Source organism: Massilia sp. BAP21, from assembly GCF_057801335.1.
Map to the genome: position 1 here is coordinate 2,870,277 of NZ_CM173596.1, position 18,403 is coordinate 2,888,679.

Genomic DNA, 18,403 nt, shown 5'->3' on the forward strand with positions numbered 1-18,403 from the left:
GCGCTATTCCAGCTGGCTGTGTAGTGAGCGGTAGTACAGCGCGGACAATGACCGATGGTAAGACGTGGAGTCACCGTGACGTTGACACACTTCAAGTCTCTACTTTTCTGGCATGTACTGCGGTTGTGATTCTGTAGTTTGGGGCGGCAATACGGCAGTAAGCGTTGTAATTAACCGTCCGGAAAACAACATGCTGATTACCGTAAGCACAAATTACTGCCCAGCGCTTGCTATCACACTCGTTGTTTTACTATTCGTGGCAAGGCTTCGCAAAAGCCGAATAAAAATACCGCAGCACGGCATCGCGCGTTACCTCATCGCTTTTCCTGAAGGTGCCAACCGCATCGTCCCAGCGGTACACCGAGTTGTACTGCTGGCAGCCCTTACCCATGTCGCGTGTCCCGTCATCCGAGCCGCCCGCATACAGTCCCAGCACAAAGGGCGCGCCTCCCTGCCTTGGAAACACCAGCCGGATATCGGTCAGGTCGACACGGAAGGTCGGCCAGGTGTCGTGGTCTTCCAGCTGCCATCCCTTCTTGCCGTTGAAAACAGGCTTCCAGCCGCGCGCCTGACCCAACACCATCAATTCATCCAGTTCATAGGCATTCATGTTGGAATTCAGAGGGTAATGGACGCCCAGGGCGTAATCGCACCAGCCGTCGCCATTGAAATCAGCTGTGATTCGTGTCGGTAGATCGTGCCTGGCATCCACGCCGAGCGTGGGAAGTTTTGCGCGCGGCATTGCGCATGATGGCGTATCGGGCCGCAAATCGGGTAAAGGCGGCTTGGCGGCAAGCACACTCGAGAACGCCGGCATGGTCAGGCCGATAGCGACGGCCAGGCGAGCCACATGTCCCATGTGCATAGGAATGCGGCGATGCATGCATGCGATCCTGGCCGCCATGCGCAACAAGCCTATTTCCGCGCCTCGCAAGGCTTGTCGATCACGGTGTAAAAATACTTCAGAACAAAATCACGCGTTGCATCATCGCTCTTCTTGAACGCCCCGACCGTATCGTCCCAGCGGTGTACCGATTGATACTGATAGCACCCTGTCCCCATATTGCGTTTTCCGTCGTCCGGGTCTCCCGCATACAGCCCCAGGACAAATGGCGCGCCTCCCTGCTTGGGAAACACCAGCCGGATATCGTTCAGGTCGACCCGAAACGTCGGCCAGGTCTGGTGGTCATAACCTTTCGCCTCCAGCTCCCACGCTTTCCTGCCATTCAAAACCGGCTTCCACCCGCTGGCCTGCCCGAGCACCATCAACTGGTTCAGGCCGTACCCGTTCATCTGGGAGTTGCGCGGATACGGCACGCCCAATGCATAGTCGCACCAGCCATCGCCATTGAAATCAGCCTTGATCTCGGTCGGCATGTCGTTCGCTCTATCCACCCCAAGCTTGGGCGGTTTCGCCCTGGGCGTCTTGCATGCAGGCGCGTCGGGCCGCAGTTCGATGCCGGCCGATGGCGCAGCAGCGGCCCAGGCGCAAACCGGCAGCAACATCCCCATGGCGGCACACAGCGTCGAAAAAAGCTTCATGGTCGTCATCTCAGGTTCAGGTTATTAAGTTGCAGGCCCTTGGTATCGCCCAGCTCATCGGAACAGCGCAGCGAACGCCAGTCGCCGCGGCCGGCTACGCGCGTGAATTCGTTCGCGTAGTCCTGCACGTACTGGGGCACGCTGATGTTCACCGAGGTGCCGCCGCTGCCGCGATTATGGGTAATCGCGGTGCGCACCGCCAGATCGTTCTCGATGGCGCGCTGGCGGGTCCGGTAGGCCTCGGTTCCCGGCGTTTCATTGTTGACGAAACGCGCGCGGATCGCCGGCGTATTCATGATGGTTTCGAGATTGCTCTTCAAGAAGCGCTTCGAGACGAAGTTGTACGGGTCCTGGCTCTGGTACAGCCACATCAGCCAGTCGCCGAAGCTGGTGGCGCCGTTGCCGTCGAGGAGGCGCCGGGCCGCCTCGGAGCCGAAGGCGTTCAGGCCCTCGTTCTCGGTGCGGGCCCGGCCGCTCGGCACGTAGGCGAGCATGTCGATGAACTCCGTCATCCCGAAACCGGTATCGCGTGTGAAGTTGGCGCGCTGCGCGGCGCTCAGGCTGTTCCATGCGGCGGTTGCCTGTGCCGTGGTGCGTCCTGTGCCGAAACGGTCGCGGAAATTGCGGTAGGCGTTGCCGGCAGCCGTTGCACGGCGCTGGGCGAGTTCAGCCATGTCCGCCATGGTGCCCATGCTGCCGTTGGGCAGCCGTACCTGGGTGTTAAGGCGCAGATGGGCCAGTTCGGCGGGCGTCAGCTGCGGGACCAGGTCGTTCAGGGTGCGCAGGAAGGTTTCGCTCACGAACTGGGTACGCCCGTAGCTGGCGTAATACGAATGCCCGTTCAGCGTGATGTCGGTTGCGCTACGGCAGCCGTTGTTGGTGCTGCAGTCGCGGTAGATGGCCGACGGCGCGGGCGACTCCTGCATTTCGGCCGCGGCTTCGAACTTCATCACGCGCCGGCGCTCCTCGTCGTTGGCATAGGTAACCGGCACCGTGGTCGGGCGGTTGCAGTTGAGGATACGCTGCACATTGGCCTGGTTGCCCGTCGTCCCGGCCACGGCGGGTTCCACCTGGCGCGTGACGTTGATGTCGGCCTCGCCCGGGGCGAAGCGGATCGGGGGCAGCAGGGAATTGCGGGCGGGACAGACATTGCCGAACAGGCGGGTGCGGTCGGCGGTGATGTAGGTTGCGATCAGCTTGGCAGCCTTGTCGTCATCCATCTCGACCGTGAACTCGGCAAGGCTGATCAGGTTGTTGCCGTAATGGCTGAGGAAGGCGCTTTCCTGCCCGGCGCCATTCCAGGTTTGCGCCGGGTTGGCCGGATTGAAGTTGCCGCCCACGTCGACCAGCAGGGCCGTGTGGTTGGCCGCATAGGTGTTGCGCGCCTGGCCCAGCGGATTGAGGCCGGGGCCGGCGGCGACGTTGTCGACGATGAATGCCCAGCGCGCCCTGGTGAAGCCCTGGTTGGTGCCGAGCGCCTGGCCGTTGGCGCCGGTGGTAATGGCGAAGTAGCGGATGCGCGCCGCACCGTCGGGGTCGAAGTAGTCGTCCGGCTGGCCGCCGGCGTAGGCGTACAGGTCGAGCAGCAGCGGCGTTGCCAGGCCGCTCAAGGCGTCGCCCACGCCGACCGGGTCGGGGCTGAGGAAGCGCCCGCTGGCCGGGTCGAAGTAACGCGCGCCGTGGTAGACCAGGCCGCTGTCGTCGTCGTGGTACTGGCCCACGTAGCGCAGCGGCTGGTGCTGTTCGCTGCGGGTCTGCAGCGCCACCTGCATCATGCCGCCCACGGGGCGTGTCTCCTGCCAGACCGTCTTGCCGTGCTCCGACATGCTCAGCACCTTGCCGACGCGGTCGGTATGCAGGGCGCGCGCCGGTGCGCCGAACAGCCAGGTCTTGAAGCGCTGCCACAGCGACGCCGTTCCCAGTTCGAACTGGGCGAGGGGCCGCCAGCCGAGCCAGGCGTAGGCGTAGCGCATGGCGCCGTTGGCGTCGGCCTCGGCCACCAGGCGGTTGGCGTCGTAGAACGAAAGCGTGGCGCGCGTCTTGCCCTGCGCATCCGTGACCAGCTTCGCCACGCGCTGGCCGAGCGCGTCGTACACGTAGCTGCTGCTGCCCGCGGCCCGGGTGCTGCGGGCCAGTTGGCCGGCGGCGTTCCAGGACAGGCGCTGCGGTCCCTGGATGGTATCGATGCTGGCGGGCAGGCCGGCCGCATCGGCGCCGTCGCCTGGCGTGCCCGTCAAGCCGTGGGTTTCTCCCACCGCTTCGTTCGCCCCATTGCCTATTACCGCCACCTGGCGCAACGGGCTGGCCGCTTGCGGCAAACCAGCCTCCTGCGGCGGCGCATCGAAATGGTCGGCGCTGCCGTCGCCGTGCACGATGGCGGTGGCGAACTGCTGCTGCCAGCTTACGCTGCCGATCACGCTGTTGCTGCCGCCCAGGCTGGCGGGCAGGGCGCCAGCCGTGGAAAGGCCGACGGGCATGCCCTTCTTGTCGAGCTGCTGCAGCAGTTCCAGCCGTTTGCCCTGGTGGTCCGTGACGGCCTGGGCGATCACGCGGCCCTGGCCGTCATGGCGCCAGCTTTGCGTCATGCCGACCGGCGCCGGCAAGGCAAGTGCCAGTTTTCCGGCCGGCTCGATGCGCAGGGTGCGGCTGACCATCAGGCCGCGGCCGTCGTAGGCCGTCAGCGTGACGCGCCGGCCATCGGCATCCTCGATGCGCTGCTCGATCGGGCGCATGCCCTGGTAGCGGTAGGCCAATGTCTGCTCGGGCGCCGCGGCGCCGGGCAGGAAGCGTTGCAGCGATGCCAGGCGCCCGGCGCTGTCCCAGCCGGCCTTTTGCACGGCGCCGCGCGGGTCGCGCAGTTCGACGATGCGTCCGGCGGCGTCGTAGCGGGCGATCTGCCAGCCCTGGCCCGGGTTGCGGATGGCGGTGACGCGGCCGAAGTCGTCCACCAGGCGCAGCGCCTGGGCCCCGTTGGCGCTGAACGCCTGGATCATCGATTCGGCGGCGGTGCCGATTGGTCCCCAGGCAGCGTCCAGGGCGCGCGCCCCTCCGGCATCGGTCCAGGCGACGGGGCGGTTCAGGCTGTCGGTCTCGACGCGCCCTGCACGCAAGGCCGCCGGCAGCGCAGTTCCTTCGGCCGATTCGTTGACTGCTGTCTTGGCCGGCGTGCTGGCCAGCGCAGCGGATTCGGCGGCAGATGGCACAACCGTGCTGCCGTCGGGCCGGATCATCGCGGTCAAGCCTCCGCCGAGGTCGAAGCGGTAGCCGGTGACCTGGGTCAGCGCCGTGGCGCCGCTCCCGTGCACGGCGCGGACTTCCTGTGGCTGGCCGCGCCAGTCGTAGCGTACCGTCGTGGTGCGCACCAGCGTGCCGTCGTTCGTGCGCACGACGGTCGGGCGCAGCGCGGCGTCCCGTTCCAGCACCTCGGTCCGCATGTTGCCCGGCAGCGTGGTACGTACCGGCAGCTTGGTTTTCGGGTCGTACTCGGTAAGCGTGATGTCGCTGTTGGCAGGGCCGGCGCCGCGCGCGGCATTCGGCAGCGGGCCGTCGGCCAGGGTTGGCTGGCCATACGCGTTGTAGCGGTAGGACATGGTGCGGGCGATCGTCACGAAACCGGCCGCATCGGGCGACGGCGCGAAGCCGCGCTCCGTGACCTCGATTGGCATGCCGGCAGCGGCGCCGCTGTCGGCATAGCGCACCAGGGTCAGGTGTTCCTTGCCTGGTATTACGCTGGGGCGGCCGATCAGCGCCGGCCGGGTGCTGGCGCCCACGTATTCGAAACGGCGCTGCCAGTGCGAGGACACCCGCTTGCCGTTGCGGTAGAAAACGCGGGTCAGGCGCAGTGTGCGTCCGAGCTGGTCGAGCACGGCTTCGGTCGCGGCGAGGGGCTGTCCGTTCGCGTCGAGCGTGGTGGTGCCGGTCAGGCGGCCGTCGCGGTCGTAGTCGTAGCGGACGTTCGTTTCGCCGCAGTCGGCGCAGCCGGGGCCGCGCACCTCGAGCAGGCGATACCCGGCCGCGGTGACGGTGTGGCGGAATACGGTCTGCTGGCCGCGCTCGTTGGTGACCACCGTGGCGCCCGGGCGGCTATGGTCCAGGGTGACCTGGTCCAGGCCGGTGCCCACGGCCAGCCTGGCCGGCAAGCCCCTGACGGAGAGATTGCCTTTGCCGTTGGCGTCGTATCCGTAGGTGGCGATGCGCTGCCAGCGCGCCGGCGCGGCGCCGCCGCCGCCCAGTTCGCTGATGCCGGTGAGCAGCGTGGGAAAGCGCGCGTCTTCGTAGTGATAGGTCCTGGCGCCCGTCGGGAACGTGACCATGCGCAGGTTGGCGCGCAGCAGGGCAGGGTCGTCGCCCGCTCCCTGCGGCAGTGGGCTGCCATAACTGTAGGCGAAGCGGCCGACCGGGCTGTCGATGGCCTGCAGGCCGCGGAAGTTGCCGCTCGTATCGCGCTTGCCGGCGTAATGCAGGCGCAGGCTGCGCCCCTGCGGATCGGTCACGGTGCGCAGCAAGCCCTGGGCGTCGTATTGCAGGGTCACGAATTGCCCGCCGGGCGCCAGGATCTGCACCAGCTTGCCCTTGGCATCGAAGCTGAGTTCGCGGCCATTGGTCCAGCGCCAGACGTACTCCTTGCCGCGGCCGGTCTGCACTTCGGTCAGGTGGCCGTCCGCCGGGTTCCGGCTGGCGCACAGCGCCGGATTGTCCGGGTCGCGCTCGAAGATGATGCGGGCGCCGTCGGCCTGGATGACCTGGAACGCGTTGCCGGTCACGTGCAGTTGCGTTTCATACGACAGCTTCCAGCCGCGGCCGACCAGGTTGGTGGAATGGTTGGGACGGCTGAAGGTGCTGTTGTAATGGCGGACGATTTCCAGGCCCAGGGTGCCGGGCAGCGCCGCCATGTCGGTTTCGCGCTGGTACTTGTTGCCGTTGATGATATTGATCGGGTTGCCGGCGCCGATGTTCAGGCCGCCGGAGCTGTCGGCCGAGGCGGGACCCTCGGCGCCGCAGGTCGATCCGCCATTGCCCGGCCCGCAGGTTCCTGGCGGCGCCGGGGGCAGGGTGGGAGGAATGCCTGGAGCGCAACTGGAGTTCGGCGGACAGGCGGGCGGCAATTCGAAACCGGGGATCTGGGCATGGACAGCTGTGCTCAGGAATAAAGTTCCGAGGAAGAAGCGGCTCGTTCTAGAGATTAACTGTTTCATGTGGGCAGACTCGGCTTTCGACAGGAAGAACACACTGGCTTGCAGCCGAGCCAATATACCCCGCGAAAGTTGCCCGAAAATTCACACTTTGTCACAAAACAAGTAACAATTTTGTAATGGCATGTAGCGGAGCGCCTGACACCGACTCAATCTATCAGGATTGGGTTCCCGCACTGCAAGCATGCTTTCCTGGACGGGATGCATATAGCCCAAATTACAACGCACGACCTTGCCCCATCTCACGCATCTGCTAGACTAATCCCACCCTCCATATGCGCAACGCATAAAGACGAGCGCACGCCCCGGCGTAGCACCGCGCGATGACCTGAAACCGACGAGCCCTGTGCCGGCCCAGGTCCCCTGTTGTTTGCAGCAGCAATCACGAAGGAGGGGAATCATGATGAATCACATGGAAAGGGTCAGCCGGGTGCGCACGATGCTGCGTCAGGTGTCGCCCGGCGACGATCTCGACTCGCTACCCATCCCGCCACCCGACCGGGCCGGCGACCTGCAGCCGATGAGCGCGGCCGGCGATCACCGCCCCAGCGCCGTGCCGCAGTTCGGCTACAACGATGCCGTCGAGGGCATCCGCAAGCTGAAGGAGCAGCGCGACGACCAGGTCAGCCCTGCCGAATTGTTCGGCGTCGAGGCAATCGTGCTGGCCCACGACCGGCCGGCCGTGTTCGTGCGCGGCGGCACCTACGACCAGCTGGGCGGCGTCTGGAGCCAGCTCGATACGATGGAGATGCGCAACCGCATTAATCCGTTGCTGGGGGCGATCGGCCGCATCGAGTTGCCGAACATGGTCACGGTGCCGTATGGCGGCACCGGCTTCCTGGTCGGCCCGCAACTCCTGATGACCAACCGCCACGTGGCGCGCCTGTTTGCCGAGGGCCTGGGCGTCGAGGGCTTGTTCTACCGGACGGGCGACGCCCTGGTCGACTTCGAATGCCAGGTCGACAGCGACCCGGCCCAGGCCACGTTCATCACGGTCGAGCGCGTGCTGATGATCCATCCCTACTGGGACATGGCCCTGCTGCAAGTGAGCGGGTTGCCGCCATCGGCCCAGCCCCTGACGCTGTCGGTGCGCGCCCCCGAAGACCTGCTCAACCGCGACATGGTGGCGGTCGGCTATCCGGCACGCGACGACCGCAACGACCTAGCCTTGCAGGACCGTATTTTCAGCGGAGTCTACAACGTCAAGCGCCTGCAGCCGGGCAAGGTGCGGCGCCGCACGCGCGTGCGCAGCTTCGAAAACGATGTGCAGGCCATGGTGCACGACAGCTCGACCCTGGGCGGCAGTTCGGGCTCGTCCGTGATCGACGTGTCCACCGGCCACGTGATCGGCCTGCATTTTGCCGGAGAATATTTGAAGGCGAACTATGCGGTGCCGAGCTACGAGCTGGCGCGCGATGCCCGCGTGCTCGATGCCGGCGTGCAGTTTGACGGCCGCATCGGCGTGACCGATCTCTGGCAGCCGGCCTGGATCTTCGCCGATGGCCGGCAGTCGGCGGGCCGGATGTTCGAAACCTCGCAAGGGCAGGGGGCGGCGCGCCCGGCAGCGTTGGGCGTCCAGCCGGCGGCAGGCGACACCGGCGCGCTGCAGATCCCGATCAACCTGCGCATCACGGTCGACGTGGAGGGCTTGCCGCAGGTCGATATCGGCCGGCCCGAGGAACGTGCGCGGCCCGGCGCCAGGCCGGCGGTGCGCGGGCGCGGGCGCGTGTCGATGCGCGAATTGACCGACATGATGCGCGACCCCGGCATTGACGAAGCCGAGCTGCGTCCCTACTTCAAGGGTGCGCCCGAGCTGGCGAAGCCCTTCTCGCCGGGCATCATCCCGAACCCGGAACTGGTCGACATCGCTCCGCCGCGCGACAACGTCGAGGGGGCGATGGCCATGTCCTGGGCGAATGGCCTGAGCCGCATGCGGCGCCAGGCGGCCTTCCAGGCGCGCATCGCCAGCGGCGACCGCAAGCCGGTGCTGGTGTCCGAAGGGGATTCCTGGTTCCAGTTCCCGGTACTCCTGTCCGACGTGATCGATGGGTTGAGCGGCGACTACAACGTGTGGAGCGTCGATTCCGCCGGCGACACGCTGCAGAACATGGTCTTCGACTCCGCCGAGTACATGCAGGCGCTGCGCCGCAATGCCGGCAACGTGAAGGCTTTCCTGTTCTCCGGCGGCGGCAACGACATCATCGGCGAGGATGGACGCGGCAAGTCGGTGGTCACGCAGATCCTCAAGCGCTTCCAGTCCGGGCAGCCGGCCGGCTGGTATCTCGGCACGCCGGCGCTGGAGCAGAAGCTGCGCTTCATCGAGGATTGCTACCGGCGCGTGCTCGACAACGTGGCGCGCGAGTTTCCCGACCTGCCGGTGGTCTGCCACGGCTACGATTACGCGCTGCCGAGCGGCGGGCCGGGCGAAACGCGCAACCCGAGCTGGGCGGCGGTCGACAAATGGCTGGGGCGGCCGATGCGCGAGGAGCTCGGCATCGAGGACCCGGCGCTGCAGCGCGCCATCGTGCACGAGCTGATCGACCGCCTGAACCTGGTCTTGCAGCGCCTGTGCGGGGCCAGCTATCCGACCGGCCTGTTCCGGAATGCCTGGCACCTCGACGTGCGCGGCACCGTCGGCGCACGCTGGGCCGACGAGCTGCATCCGACCGACGCCGGCTTTGCCACGGTGAGCGGGCTGTTCGACGGCACGCTGCGCAAGGCCCTGCGCATGCCGCAGGAGGGCGTCGCGCCGGAGCTGCGCGAAGAAGTGCCCACGCCGAACATCGGTGACGATGTCGGCGAGATGGCGCCGGGGACAGATGTTGAATTGGCGCCGCTGTCGTCTTCCTACATCGACTCGGCCCGGCCGTGGCGCCTGGCGCGGGCGATCACGGCCTTGCGCGAGGAGGTCAACCGCCAGGCGCCGAACCGCAGCAAGGCGAGCGACGGCACCATCGGCGACGCCGCCCACCGCTCGCGCGACTCGGACCACAATCCCTGGATCGAGGACGGCAACACCGGCGTGGTGTCGGCGGTCGACATCACCCACGATGCGGCGGGCGGCTGCAGTGCCGAAACGCTGGCGCAGTCGCTGCAGTCGGGGCGCGATCCGCGGGTGAAATACGTGATCTGGAACCGGCGCATCATGAGTTCGTATGCGCAAGGCGGCACCGCGCCCTGGGTCTGGCGCAGCTACAGCGGCTCGAATCCGCACACGAAGCACGTCCACATTTCGCTCAATGCCGACAAGAGCGATTACGATTCGACGGCGCCGTGGCGGATTTCGGTTTAGGGTAGGGTGGACGGCTGTGCCGTCCACGCGTTCACGCAAAAGCTGCACCGTGGGGGCGCGTATTGTAGTTGGACGCGTGGACGGGCAACCCGTCCACCTTACGTGCTTATCGGAAATATTTTGATCTGCCTCAAGAACTGATCCGTTTATCTGCGTCATCCTTGCGTTCGCTCAATGAATGCAAGCTGCGTCCCGCCGACGCCCCCACCGATGACCAGAAAAAAATTCGACGTCGACGCCATGACCGACCTCATGGCGCCGGACTCCGCCACTTCCGCCGAATACCGCGCCTACCTCGAATTCACCGAACACGACGCCGGGCTGCTGCGTGACGTCCACCCCTACCTGCGGGCCCACCAGAGCGGCATCGTGCTGGCCTTCTACGAACACCTGCTGCGCTTTCCGCGCCTGCGCCAGTTGCTCGACGACCGCTGCGCCTTTGCCCGCCTCAAGCACTTGCAGGCGGAGTATTTCCACAGCCTGACGGCGGGCGACTACGACAACAATTACGAGCGCAACCGCGTGCGCGTGGGCCTGGTGCACCAGCATATCGGCCTGGAAATCCGCTGGTACATTGGCGCCTACCGCAAGTACCTGGCCGAACTGGCGCCGGTCCTGCACGCCGCCCTGGCCGCCACGCCCGAGCGCTACCAGCCGACCTACGACGCGCTGCTGAAACTCATGTGCCTGGACATGAGCCTGGCTCTCGACACCTACGAACAGGCCGGCCGCCTGGAACTGTCGGGCCTCAAGAATTACGCCGAACAGGTGCTCACCAGCCTGCCGTCCGGCGTGATGGTGATCGATACCGCGCGCCAGGTGCGCACCATCAATCCGGCGATGTGCGCGATGCTGGGCGTGCCGGCGCCGGCCGGGGATACCGACGTCGGCGACTTCCTGCACCTGCCCGAGCTGTGCGAGCGCATCGACGTCGGCCTGCGCGCGCCCGACTACAGCGAGGAACTGATGCTGACCCTGCCGACCGGGCTGCCCATGCTGGAGCCGCGCTACCTGCGCTGCGCCCTGTCGCGCGCCTGGCTCGATGGCGAAAACCTGCTGCTCCTGATCGCCGAGGACCTGACCGTGCCGATGCGCGCCAAGGCCGCCCTGCGCGACAGCGAAGAACGCTTCCGCATCGCCTTCGACCACGCGGCAGTCGGCCTGGCCCAGGCCGCGCGCGACGGGCGCTGGCTGCGCGCCAACCGCAAGTTCCAGGACATCGTCGGCTACAGCGAGGAAGAATTGCAAACCATGAGTTTCCGCGACATGTCGCTGGAAGGGGAAATGCTGGCCAGCGAAGCCTCGCTGCGGCTGTTGCTGGCGGGCGAGATCCCAAGCTATGCCATCGAGAAGCGCTACGTGCGCAAGGATGGCGCGCCGGTGTGGGTGAACGTGGCAGTGTCGCGCATGGTGGCGAGCGATGCCGAGGTCAATCTCATGATCGTGGTCGAGGATATTTCGCGGCGCAAGCAGTACGAGCACGAGCTGCGCCACATGGCCAGCCACGACGTGCTCACCGGCCTGGCCAACCGCAGCCTGCTGATGGACCGCCTCGACCAGGCGCTGGCGCTGGCGCACCGCTCGCAGCACCAGGTGGCGATATTGTTCATCGACCTCGACCGCTTCAAGACCATCAATGACAGCCTCGGCCACGAGGCGGGCGACCACGTCATCGTCGAAGCCGGGCGGCGCCTGGCCGGCATCGTGCGCGAGGGCGACACGGTGGCGCGCCTGGGCGGCGACGAATTCGTGGTCCTGATGCCGGATATCCCGGAATGCAGCGCCGCCGCCGTGCTGTCGGCGAAGTTGCTGGAAGCCTTGCTGCTGCCGATGAACGTGCTCGGCCACGAATTCTCGCCGGTGGGCAGCATCGGCATCAGCATCTACCCGCGCGACGGCGTCGACAGCAATGCCCTGCTGAAGAATGCCGACGCCGCCATGTACCGCGCCAAGGAACTGGGCCGCGGCAATTTCCAGTTTTATACCGAAGAAATGAATGCGCGCACCCTGGACCGCCTGCGCATGGAAAGCGGCCTGCGTCGTGCGATCGAGCGCCACGAATTCGTGCTGTATTACCAGCCGCAGATCGACCTCGCCAGCGGCGTGCAGGTCGGCGTCGAAGCGCTGCTGCGCTGGTGTCCGCCGGGCGGCGAGCCGGTGGCGCCCGCCGAGTTCATTCCGATTGCCGAGGAGACCGGGCTGATTGTCGAGATCGGCGCCTGGGTGCTGCGCGCCGCCTGCGAGCAGCTGGTGGCCTGGCGCGAGGCCGGCCTGCCGCCGCTGACCGTTGCCGTGAACCTGTCCGCGCGCCAGTTCCACCAGCAAAACCTGGTCCAGCTGGTGGGCCAGATCCTGGCCGAAACCGGCTGCGACGCCGCCCAGCTTGAACTGGAAATCACGGAAAGCGTGGTCATGGCCGACCCGGCCGGCGCCACCGCCACCCTGCAGGAACTGGCCGACATGGGCGTCAGCCTGTCGATCGACGACTTCGGCACCGGCCACTCCAGCCTGAGCTACCTGAAGCGCTTCCCGATCCACGCCCTGAAAATAGACCGCTCGTTTGTGCGCGACCTGACCACCGATGCCGACGACGCCGCCATCGTTTGCGCGGTGATCGCGCTGGCGCACACCATGCAATTGAAGGTGATTGCCGAGGGCGTGGAAACCGAGGAACAGCTGAACTTCCTGCGCGAGCACGATTGCGACCAGTTCCAGGGCTTTTTCTACAGCCCGCCGGTCAGCGCCGAACGCCTGCGCGATGCGATGGAAGGGCGCAGCCGCGCCCACCTGCGCACCTTTGTCGGTCCGTCGACGCGGCTGCGGCTGGCCGGCAATTAACGCGGCGATGCCTGCGGGCTGGCCGGCGGTGTAGCCGGCACCGGCGCCAGTTCGCCATGCCGGTCGAGCGCATAACGCTCCAGGTCGCGCGCCAGGAACAGCCGGCCGGCGTAGGCCGCGCGCGCTTCGTGTTCGATCTCGCCCAGCTCGTGGTAGCGCGGGCTGAAGTGGGTCAGCACCAGGTTCGGCAGCTGCACTTCGCGCGCGAAGTCGGCCACCCTTTTCGCCGAGCTGTGCATCGGGGCGGGGCCGACCTTGTCCAGGATGGCCTCGGTATAGGTGGCTTCGTGGACCAGCACGTCGGCGCCGCCTGCCGCATCCGCCAACAGCGAGGGCGTGTCGTTGTCGCCGGCGACAATGAGCTTGCGCGGCTTCCTCGGCTGCTGGACGTAGTCGGCGCTGCGCACCGGGGTTCCATCGGGCAGCACGATGTCCTGGCCCGCCTGGAGCTGCCCCCAGCCGGGGCCGGACGGAATGCCGTCGCGGCGCAATTTGTCGATGTCGAGCCGGCGCTCGACCTGCTTTTCGGTGAAGCTGTAGGCAAAGGTCGGCACCCGGTGCGACAGTTCGGTGGTGCGCACCGCCAGCTCGGGCAGGGCGTCGATGTCCATCGCTTCCTCGACGTCGATGAAGTCGATCGCGTACGGCAGGGCCAGCTCGGTGGTCTCGCGCACGGCGTTCACGAAGCGCCGCACCGAGGGCGGGCCGACGATTAGCAGCGGCGCCGTGCGGTTCAGCAGGCCGGCGCTGGCCAGCAGGCCGGGCAGGCCGTAGCAGTGGTCGCCGTGGATGTGGGTGATGAAGACCGCCGTCAGGCTCATCAGGGAGTAGCCGGTGCGCAGGATGCGGTGCTGGGTGCCCTCGCCGCAGTCGACCAGGACCCAGGACCTGGCCCCGGTGCGCAGGGCCAGGCCGGTGACGTTGCGGGCCCGCGTCGGGGTGCCGGCCGAGGTGCCGAGAAACTGGAATTCCATTGCCGCTCGCTGTTCGTGGATATCGCTTACGATTATCAAGCAAAACCGGCGGCACGGTTTGGCACGCCTGACTTGCCACGGCAACCCGCGACAGCGAAAGGAATCCATGCATCTACGCAACAATGAACTCGACGAGGCCTGCATGGCGCTGGCGCGCCTCCTGCTGGCGCGCCACAACAGCGTATCGCACGACATCCTCGATACCGTCGCCACCCGGCTGCTGCAGGATGCGGCCCGGCATGCCGACTACGTGCAGCAGCTGGGGCGCGACCCGAACATGGTCACGCGTGCCGTGCTCTACCTGAACGATACCCATGCCCATCCCGACCTGGGCAGCGATACGGCCTGGTTCCGGCCGATGCTGGCGTGTTTGCTGGAACTGGCGGCGCCCAGCCTGGCCTTGTCGAACGCCGGCGCGGCTTTCCTGCGCGATGTGGAAGAAGGCGTGGCGCAGTCGATTGCCGACAACGACGCTTAGTTCAGCGCTGACCCGGCTCAGCCCAGCTTAGCTGCGCCTGGTGCGCAGGGTCGGCAGGTAGCGCCATAGGTAGAGGCTGACGCTGGCGCCGATCAGCACCAGCGCCAGGCGCAGGCCCAGGTGCTCGAAGCGCACGATGGCCACCAGCAGCGAGCTCCACATCATTACCGAGGCCACGATCTTGGCGCGCAGCGGGATGCCGTTGCCGGCCTCGAAGTTGCGCAGGTAGACGCCGAACACGCGGTGGTTCAGCAGCCAGCCGTGCAGGCGATCCGAGCCGCGCGCGAAGCAGGCCGAGGCCAGCAGCAGGAAGGGCGTGGTCGGCAGCAGCGGCAGGAACAGGCCCAGGATGCCGAGCAGCACGGCTAGCACGCCGATGATATTGAAGAGCAGTTTCATGGTGGGCGAGAGTGTTGGCCCCATTATGCATGACCCGGCAGCGATGAAATAATATTTCGTCAAATGCGGAAGTTTGAAAGAAAATTTCACCCGATCCACATGATTTCCGGGTGTGAACATCCGCAAACACGGTGTTTTGCTTGCCGAAAAGATACTTTAGCTATAAAATTTGCATGGTATTTTTCGTAACTCTCGTCCAGCAGCCTTCAGCTTGCCGGGGCGCACCCGGCCATGTCCCACCAGTTCGACACCTCGCTGCGTTTTGTCCGCGCCGCGCGCGCCTATTTCCATGGCCGCGTGTTGCTGCGTCTCGCCGTGTTCCTGGCGCTCGCGCTGCCGCTGGCCTGGCTGGCGATCCATCGCGCCCAGGTCGAGCTGCGCGACACCGCGCACGAGGAAAGCAGCCGCAACGTCCAGAATTTGTCGCATGCCTTTGCCGAGGAAGTGCGCTCGACCGTGACCTCGATCGACCTGTCGCTCAGCCAGCTGCGCCTGAGCTGGCTGCGCAATCCGGCCCAGTTCGGGGCCATCGTCGCCGAGCTGAATACCCATTTGCAGGGCCAGCTGCTGGTCAACGTGGTCGTCACCGACGCACGCGGCATGGCCGTGTTCTCGAGCGCCGGCAAGCTCACCACCCCGGTCGACCTGAGCGACCGCGACTACGTGCGCGCCGCCCTGGACAGCGGCGGGCGCGACCAGCTCGCCATCGGCCAGCCGCGCAAGGGCCGCGTCACCGGCCTGTGGTCGGTGCAGTTCTCGCGGCCCATCGTGCGTGCCGACGGCAGCCTGGCCGGCGTCATCGTCGCCGGTGTGGCGCCGAATTATTTCTCGCGCTTCTACGACAGCATCGACCTCGGCACCGATGCCTCGATTACGCTGGTGCGCAGGGACGGCATCGTGGTCGCGCGCACCACGCGCAACCCGCATGCCCAGGACAGCGGCCGCCGGCTGACGGGCGCGCCGTATGCGCCGGGCAGCGGCCCCTACGGCAGTTTCCACCGCGTCAGCCGCCTGGACGGCATCGAACGCTACTACGGCTGGCGCACCCTGCCCGAATACGGGCTGGTGGTCACGGTCGGCCAGGCGGTGAAGGATGCCCAGGCGCGCTACGCCGGCCAGCGCACCTTGCTGCTGCGCGTCGGCACCGCCGTGTCGCTGCTGCTGGTGCTGGGCGGCTGGATCGCGCTGACGGCTTCCGACAGCCGGCGCCGCGCGGTGACGGCCCTGGCCGCGGCCGAGGCGCGCTGGCAGCTGGCGCTGAACGCGGCCGGGGAGGGCGTCTGGGACTTCAGCTTTGCCAGCGGCATGATCACGCTCTCGCCCAGCGCCCAGGGCATCGTCGACGCGCCCGGCGTGCTGCTGCCGTTCGACCGCGGCGCCTTCCGGCGCATGGCCCATCCCGACGATACCGAAGGCGTGCTGCGCGGGCTCGACGAGCATCTGCAGGGCGCCACGCCGCACTACGCCGGCCAGTACCGTACCCGGCTCGGCAACGGCAACTGGCGCTGGATCCTGGTGCGCGGGCGCGTGGCCGAGCGCGCACCAGGCGGGCAGCCGCTGCGCATCGTCGGCACCGTGGCCGACATCGACGCCCGCAAGCTGCAGGAAGACGAGATCCGCCACCAGGCCCACCACGACATGCTGACCGGCCTGCCGAACCGCCTGCTGTTCAACGACCGCCTGCGCCAGGCGCTGCTGGCTGCCCAGCGCGAAGGCAACAAGCTGGCGGTGCTCTTCTTTGACCTCGATAAATTCAAGCCGGTGAACGATACCCATGGCCACGCGGTCGGCGACTTGCTGCTGCAACAGGTGGCCACGCGCGTACGCGGCGCCCTGCGTGCTTCCGACACCCTGGCGCGCATCGGCGGCGACGAATTCGTGGTGCTGCTGCCGCGCATCGGCGCCGCGCCGGATGCGCGCCGCGTGGCCGAGGAGATCCTGGCGGAACTCAACCGCCCCTTCGTCAGCGAAGGCCGGACGCTGGAGATTTCCGGCAGCATCGGCGTGGCGGTGTATCCGGACAGCGGCGCCAGTGCCGACGAGCTGATGCGCAGCGCCGACGGGGCGATGTACGATGCCAAGCTGCAGGGCCGCGCCTGCGTTGCCGAACGCACGCGCGCCTGATGCGCGCGTAACTCAGAATGTGATGCGGGAATGTGATGCGGGGACGTGAATCCAGGCCGTGGTTCGCGGCCTGATTCAGCGGCGGCGGACTCAGCGCGCCGGCCGCAGCGCTTCCATAACGAAGCCGCTGTTCGGTAGCGTCGGCATGCGCGCCAGGTTGATGTCCAGGTCTTGCGGCGGCACCTCGTAGGCGATCTCGGCGGCCAGCAGGCGCAATGTCGCCTTCGTGATTTCCACCGTTACCATTTCTCCCGGGCAGCGATGGCCATGTGCATAATCGCCGCCGCCCTGGGCCACCAGGTTGTAGCCGTTTTCCGCGCCGCCCTCGAAGCGTTCCGGGCGGAAGACTTCGCCGTCGCTCCAGCTGCCCGGGTGGCGGTTGGTGCCGTAGATGTCCAGCAGCACCCAGTCGCTCTTTGCGAAATGCAGGCCTTCCCAGTCGAAGGCTTGCAGCACGCGCCCGCCGATGGCCGGGAAGAAGGGGTAGAAGCGCCGCACTTCCTGCACGAACATGTGCAGGGCCGCATCGTCGCCGCTCGCCAGGCGCGTGCGCCATTCGGGGAACTGGTGCAGGGCCAGGGCGCCGAAGACGATGTAGCGCGCCACCGCCACCACCGGACGCAGGATGTTGATCAGCTCGACCGCCGCATGCTCGGTGGACAGGACTTCGCCGTCGGCATCGACGTGGAAGGCGATTGCCGCCACCGGGCTGTCGGGGTCGACCGGCGCGCCCAGGCGGATCGCCTTGATGTGTTCGCAGGCCCATTGCTCGGTATGGCGGCGCAGGGCCTGGCCCATCCAGTTGCGCGGACCCACGGCGCCGGCGCCGTCGATCATGGCCGAGAATTCGGCGGTGCGCAGCACCATGTCGTCGGCGCTGTGCAGGGGCACGCCAGCCCAGGAGCAGGCCGCGCGGCACAGCACGGCCTGCGCTTCCTGGATCAGCACCACCTGGCGCGTACGCGCCCAGCGCCAGAACTGGGCGCGCCATTCGGCTTCGACGATCTCCACCAGGCGCGCGCGCTGCTCGGGCGACTGCAGGCGCATCATCAGCGCCTTGCGTACGCGGTGCGCCTCGCCGTCCAGCCCCTGGGTGCCGCCCTTGTCCTGCAGCAGCGCCAGCGCGGTGGGCGGAATCGCCCCTTTGCGCGTGAAGCGGCCGGGCTGGTAGAACATGCGCGCAGCCGGCTCGCCGCGCACGCAGACCACGCGTTTGAGCATCAGGCGGGTACTGAAGATATCGGATTCCAGCGCGTCGCAGCGGTTGCCGATGAAACGGTAGCCCTCGCTCAGGAGGGCGTAGGTATTGTCGAAGCCCTCTGCCTGGGGGATGGCGCGGTGGACCGGCAGGGCAGGCTGACTGAGCTCGTGCATGGCATTCTCCTTTGACGCCGAGTGTGCCAGAGCACGAGCGCGCGCAATGTGCGCCAGCGCCCTTATGGCCGGGATTGACGGGTCAACGCAACGGTTTCGCGGGGCTTTTGTGTGCCGGTGGACATGGCAAATGCTGCGGCGAAAGGGTTAATGGCCTGCCTGAACACGCTATTGATCGGTGCAAGGTAGG

General features: G+C 66.9%; 10 protein-coding genes. 4 read left to right on the forward strand and 6 right to left on the reverse strand.

Translation table 11 applies throughout. The features are described 5' to 3' along the window. Positions 1-250: 250 nt before the first annotated feature. The 3 genes from ACWYRN_RS12695 to ACWYRN_RS12705 are packed head-to-tail and all read right to left on the reverse strand — an operon-like array spanning position 251 to position 6,737. The gene (locus ACWYRN_RS12695; RefSeq protein WP_488692733.1) at positions 251-883 is read right to left on the reverse strand and encodes a hypothetical protein; all 633 of its coding nucleotides are present in this window, start codon (positions 881-883) and stop codon (positions 251-253) included. A 32-nt stretch (positions 884-915) separates the two neighbouring features. Then, positions 916-1,551, reverse strand: coding sequence for a hypothetical protein (locus ACWYRN_RS12700; protein WP_488692734.1), 636 nt, complete (start codon positions 1,549-1,551; stop codon positions 916-918). Then, on the reverse strand, positions 1,548-6,737 hold the full coding sequence (locus tag ACWYRN_RS12705) for an RHS repeat-associated core domain-containing protein (protein ID WP_488692735.1): 5,190 nt from the start codon (positions 6,735-6,737) through the stop codon (positions 1,548-1,550). Before ACWYRN_RS12705 ends, ACWYRN_RS12700 begins: the two co-directional genes overlap by 4 nt. A gap of 397 nt (positions 6,738-7,134) precedes the next feature. Here ACWYRN_RS12705 and ACWYRN_RS12710 point away from each other — a divergent pair, with 397 nt between their 5' ends. Both ACWYRN_RS12710 and ACWYRN_RS12715 read left to right on the forward strand, forming a co-directional pair. Next, positions 7,135-10,026 (forward strand): trypsin-like serine peptidase, encoded by a 2,892-nt coding sequence (locus ACWYRN_RS12710; protein WP_488692736.1) that lies wholly within the window; start codon positions 7,135-7,137, stop codon positions 10,024-10,026. 210 nt (positions 10,027-10,236) lie between these two features. Further along, entirely contained in the window at positions 10,237-12,864 is a 2,628-nt protein-coding gene (locus ACWYRN_RS12715) for an EAL domain-containing protein (protein WP_488692737.1), read from the forward strand. Here the strand turns inward: ACWYRN_RS12715 and ACWYRN_RS12720 are convergent. Continuing rightward, positions 12,861-13,838, reverse strand: coding sequence for a ribonuclease Z (locus ACWYRN_RS12720; protein WP_488692738.1), 978 nt, complete (start codon positions 13,836-13,838; stop codon positions 12,861-12,863). The two genes, ACWYRN_RS12715 and ACWYRN_RS12720, sit on opposite strands and share 4 nt — an antisense overlap. A gap of 106 nt (positions 13,839-13,944) precedes the next feature. Between ACWYRN_RS12720 and ACWYRN_RS12725 the strand changes: the two genes are divergently transcribed. Continuing rightward, positions 13,945-14,316: a hypothetical protein gene (locus ACWYRN_RS12725; protein WP_488692739.1), complete on the forward strand. Its 372-nt coding sequence runs from the start codon at positions 13,945-13,947 to the stop codon at positions 14,314-14,316. Between the two features lie 27 nt (positions 14,317-14,343). Here the strand turns inward: ACWYRN_RS12725 and ACWYRN_RS12730 are convergent, their stop codons facing one another. Beyond that, a complete protein-coding gene (locus ACWYRN_RS12730) occupies positions 14,344-14,715 on the reverse strand; it encodes a YbaN family protein (RefSeq protein ID WP_488692740.1) in 372 nt (123 codons plus the stop codon). A 231-nt stretch (positions 14,716-14,946) separates the two neighbouring features. Here ACWYRN_RS12730 and ACWYRN_RS12735 point away from each other — a divergent pair, with 231 nt between their 5' ends. Then, positions 14,947-16,839, forward strand: a complete 1,893-nt coding sequence (locus ACWYRN_RS12735; RefSeq protein ID WP_488692741.1) for a diguanylate cyclase domain-containing protein — start codon at positions 14,947-14,949, stop codon at positions 16,837-16,839. Positions 16,840-16,929: 90 nt separating this feature from the next. Here ACWYRN_RS12735 and ACWYRN_RS12740 read toward each other — a convergent pair whose 3' ends face one another. Further along, complete coding sequence (locus tag ACWYRN_RS12740) at positions 16,930-18,213, reverse strand: cytochrome P450 (RefSeq protein ID WP_488692742.1); 1,284 nt, start codon at positions 18,211-18,213, stop codon at positions 16,930-16,932. Positions 18,214-18,403 lie beyond the last annotated feature (190 nt).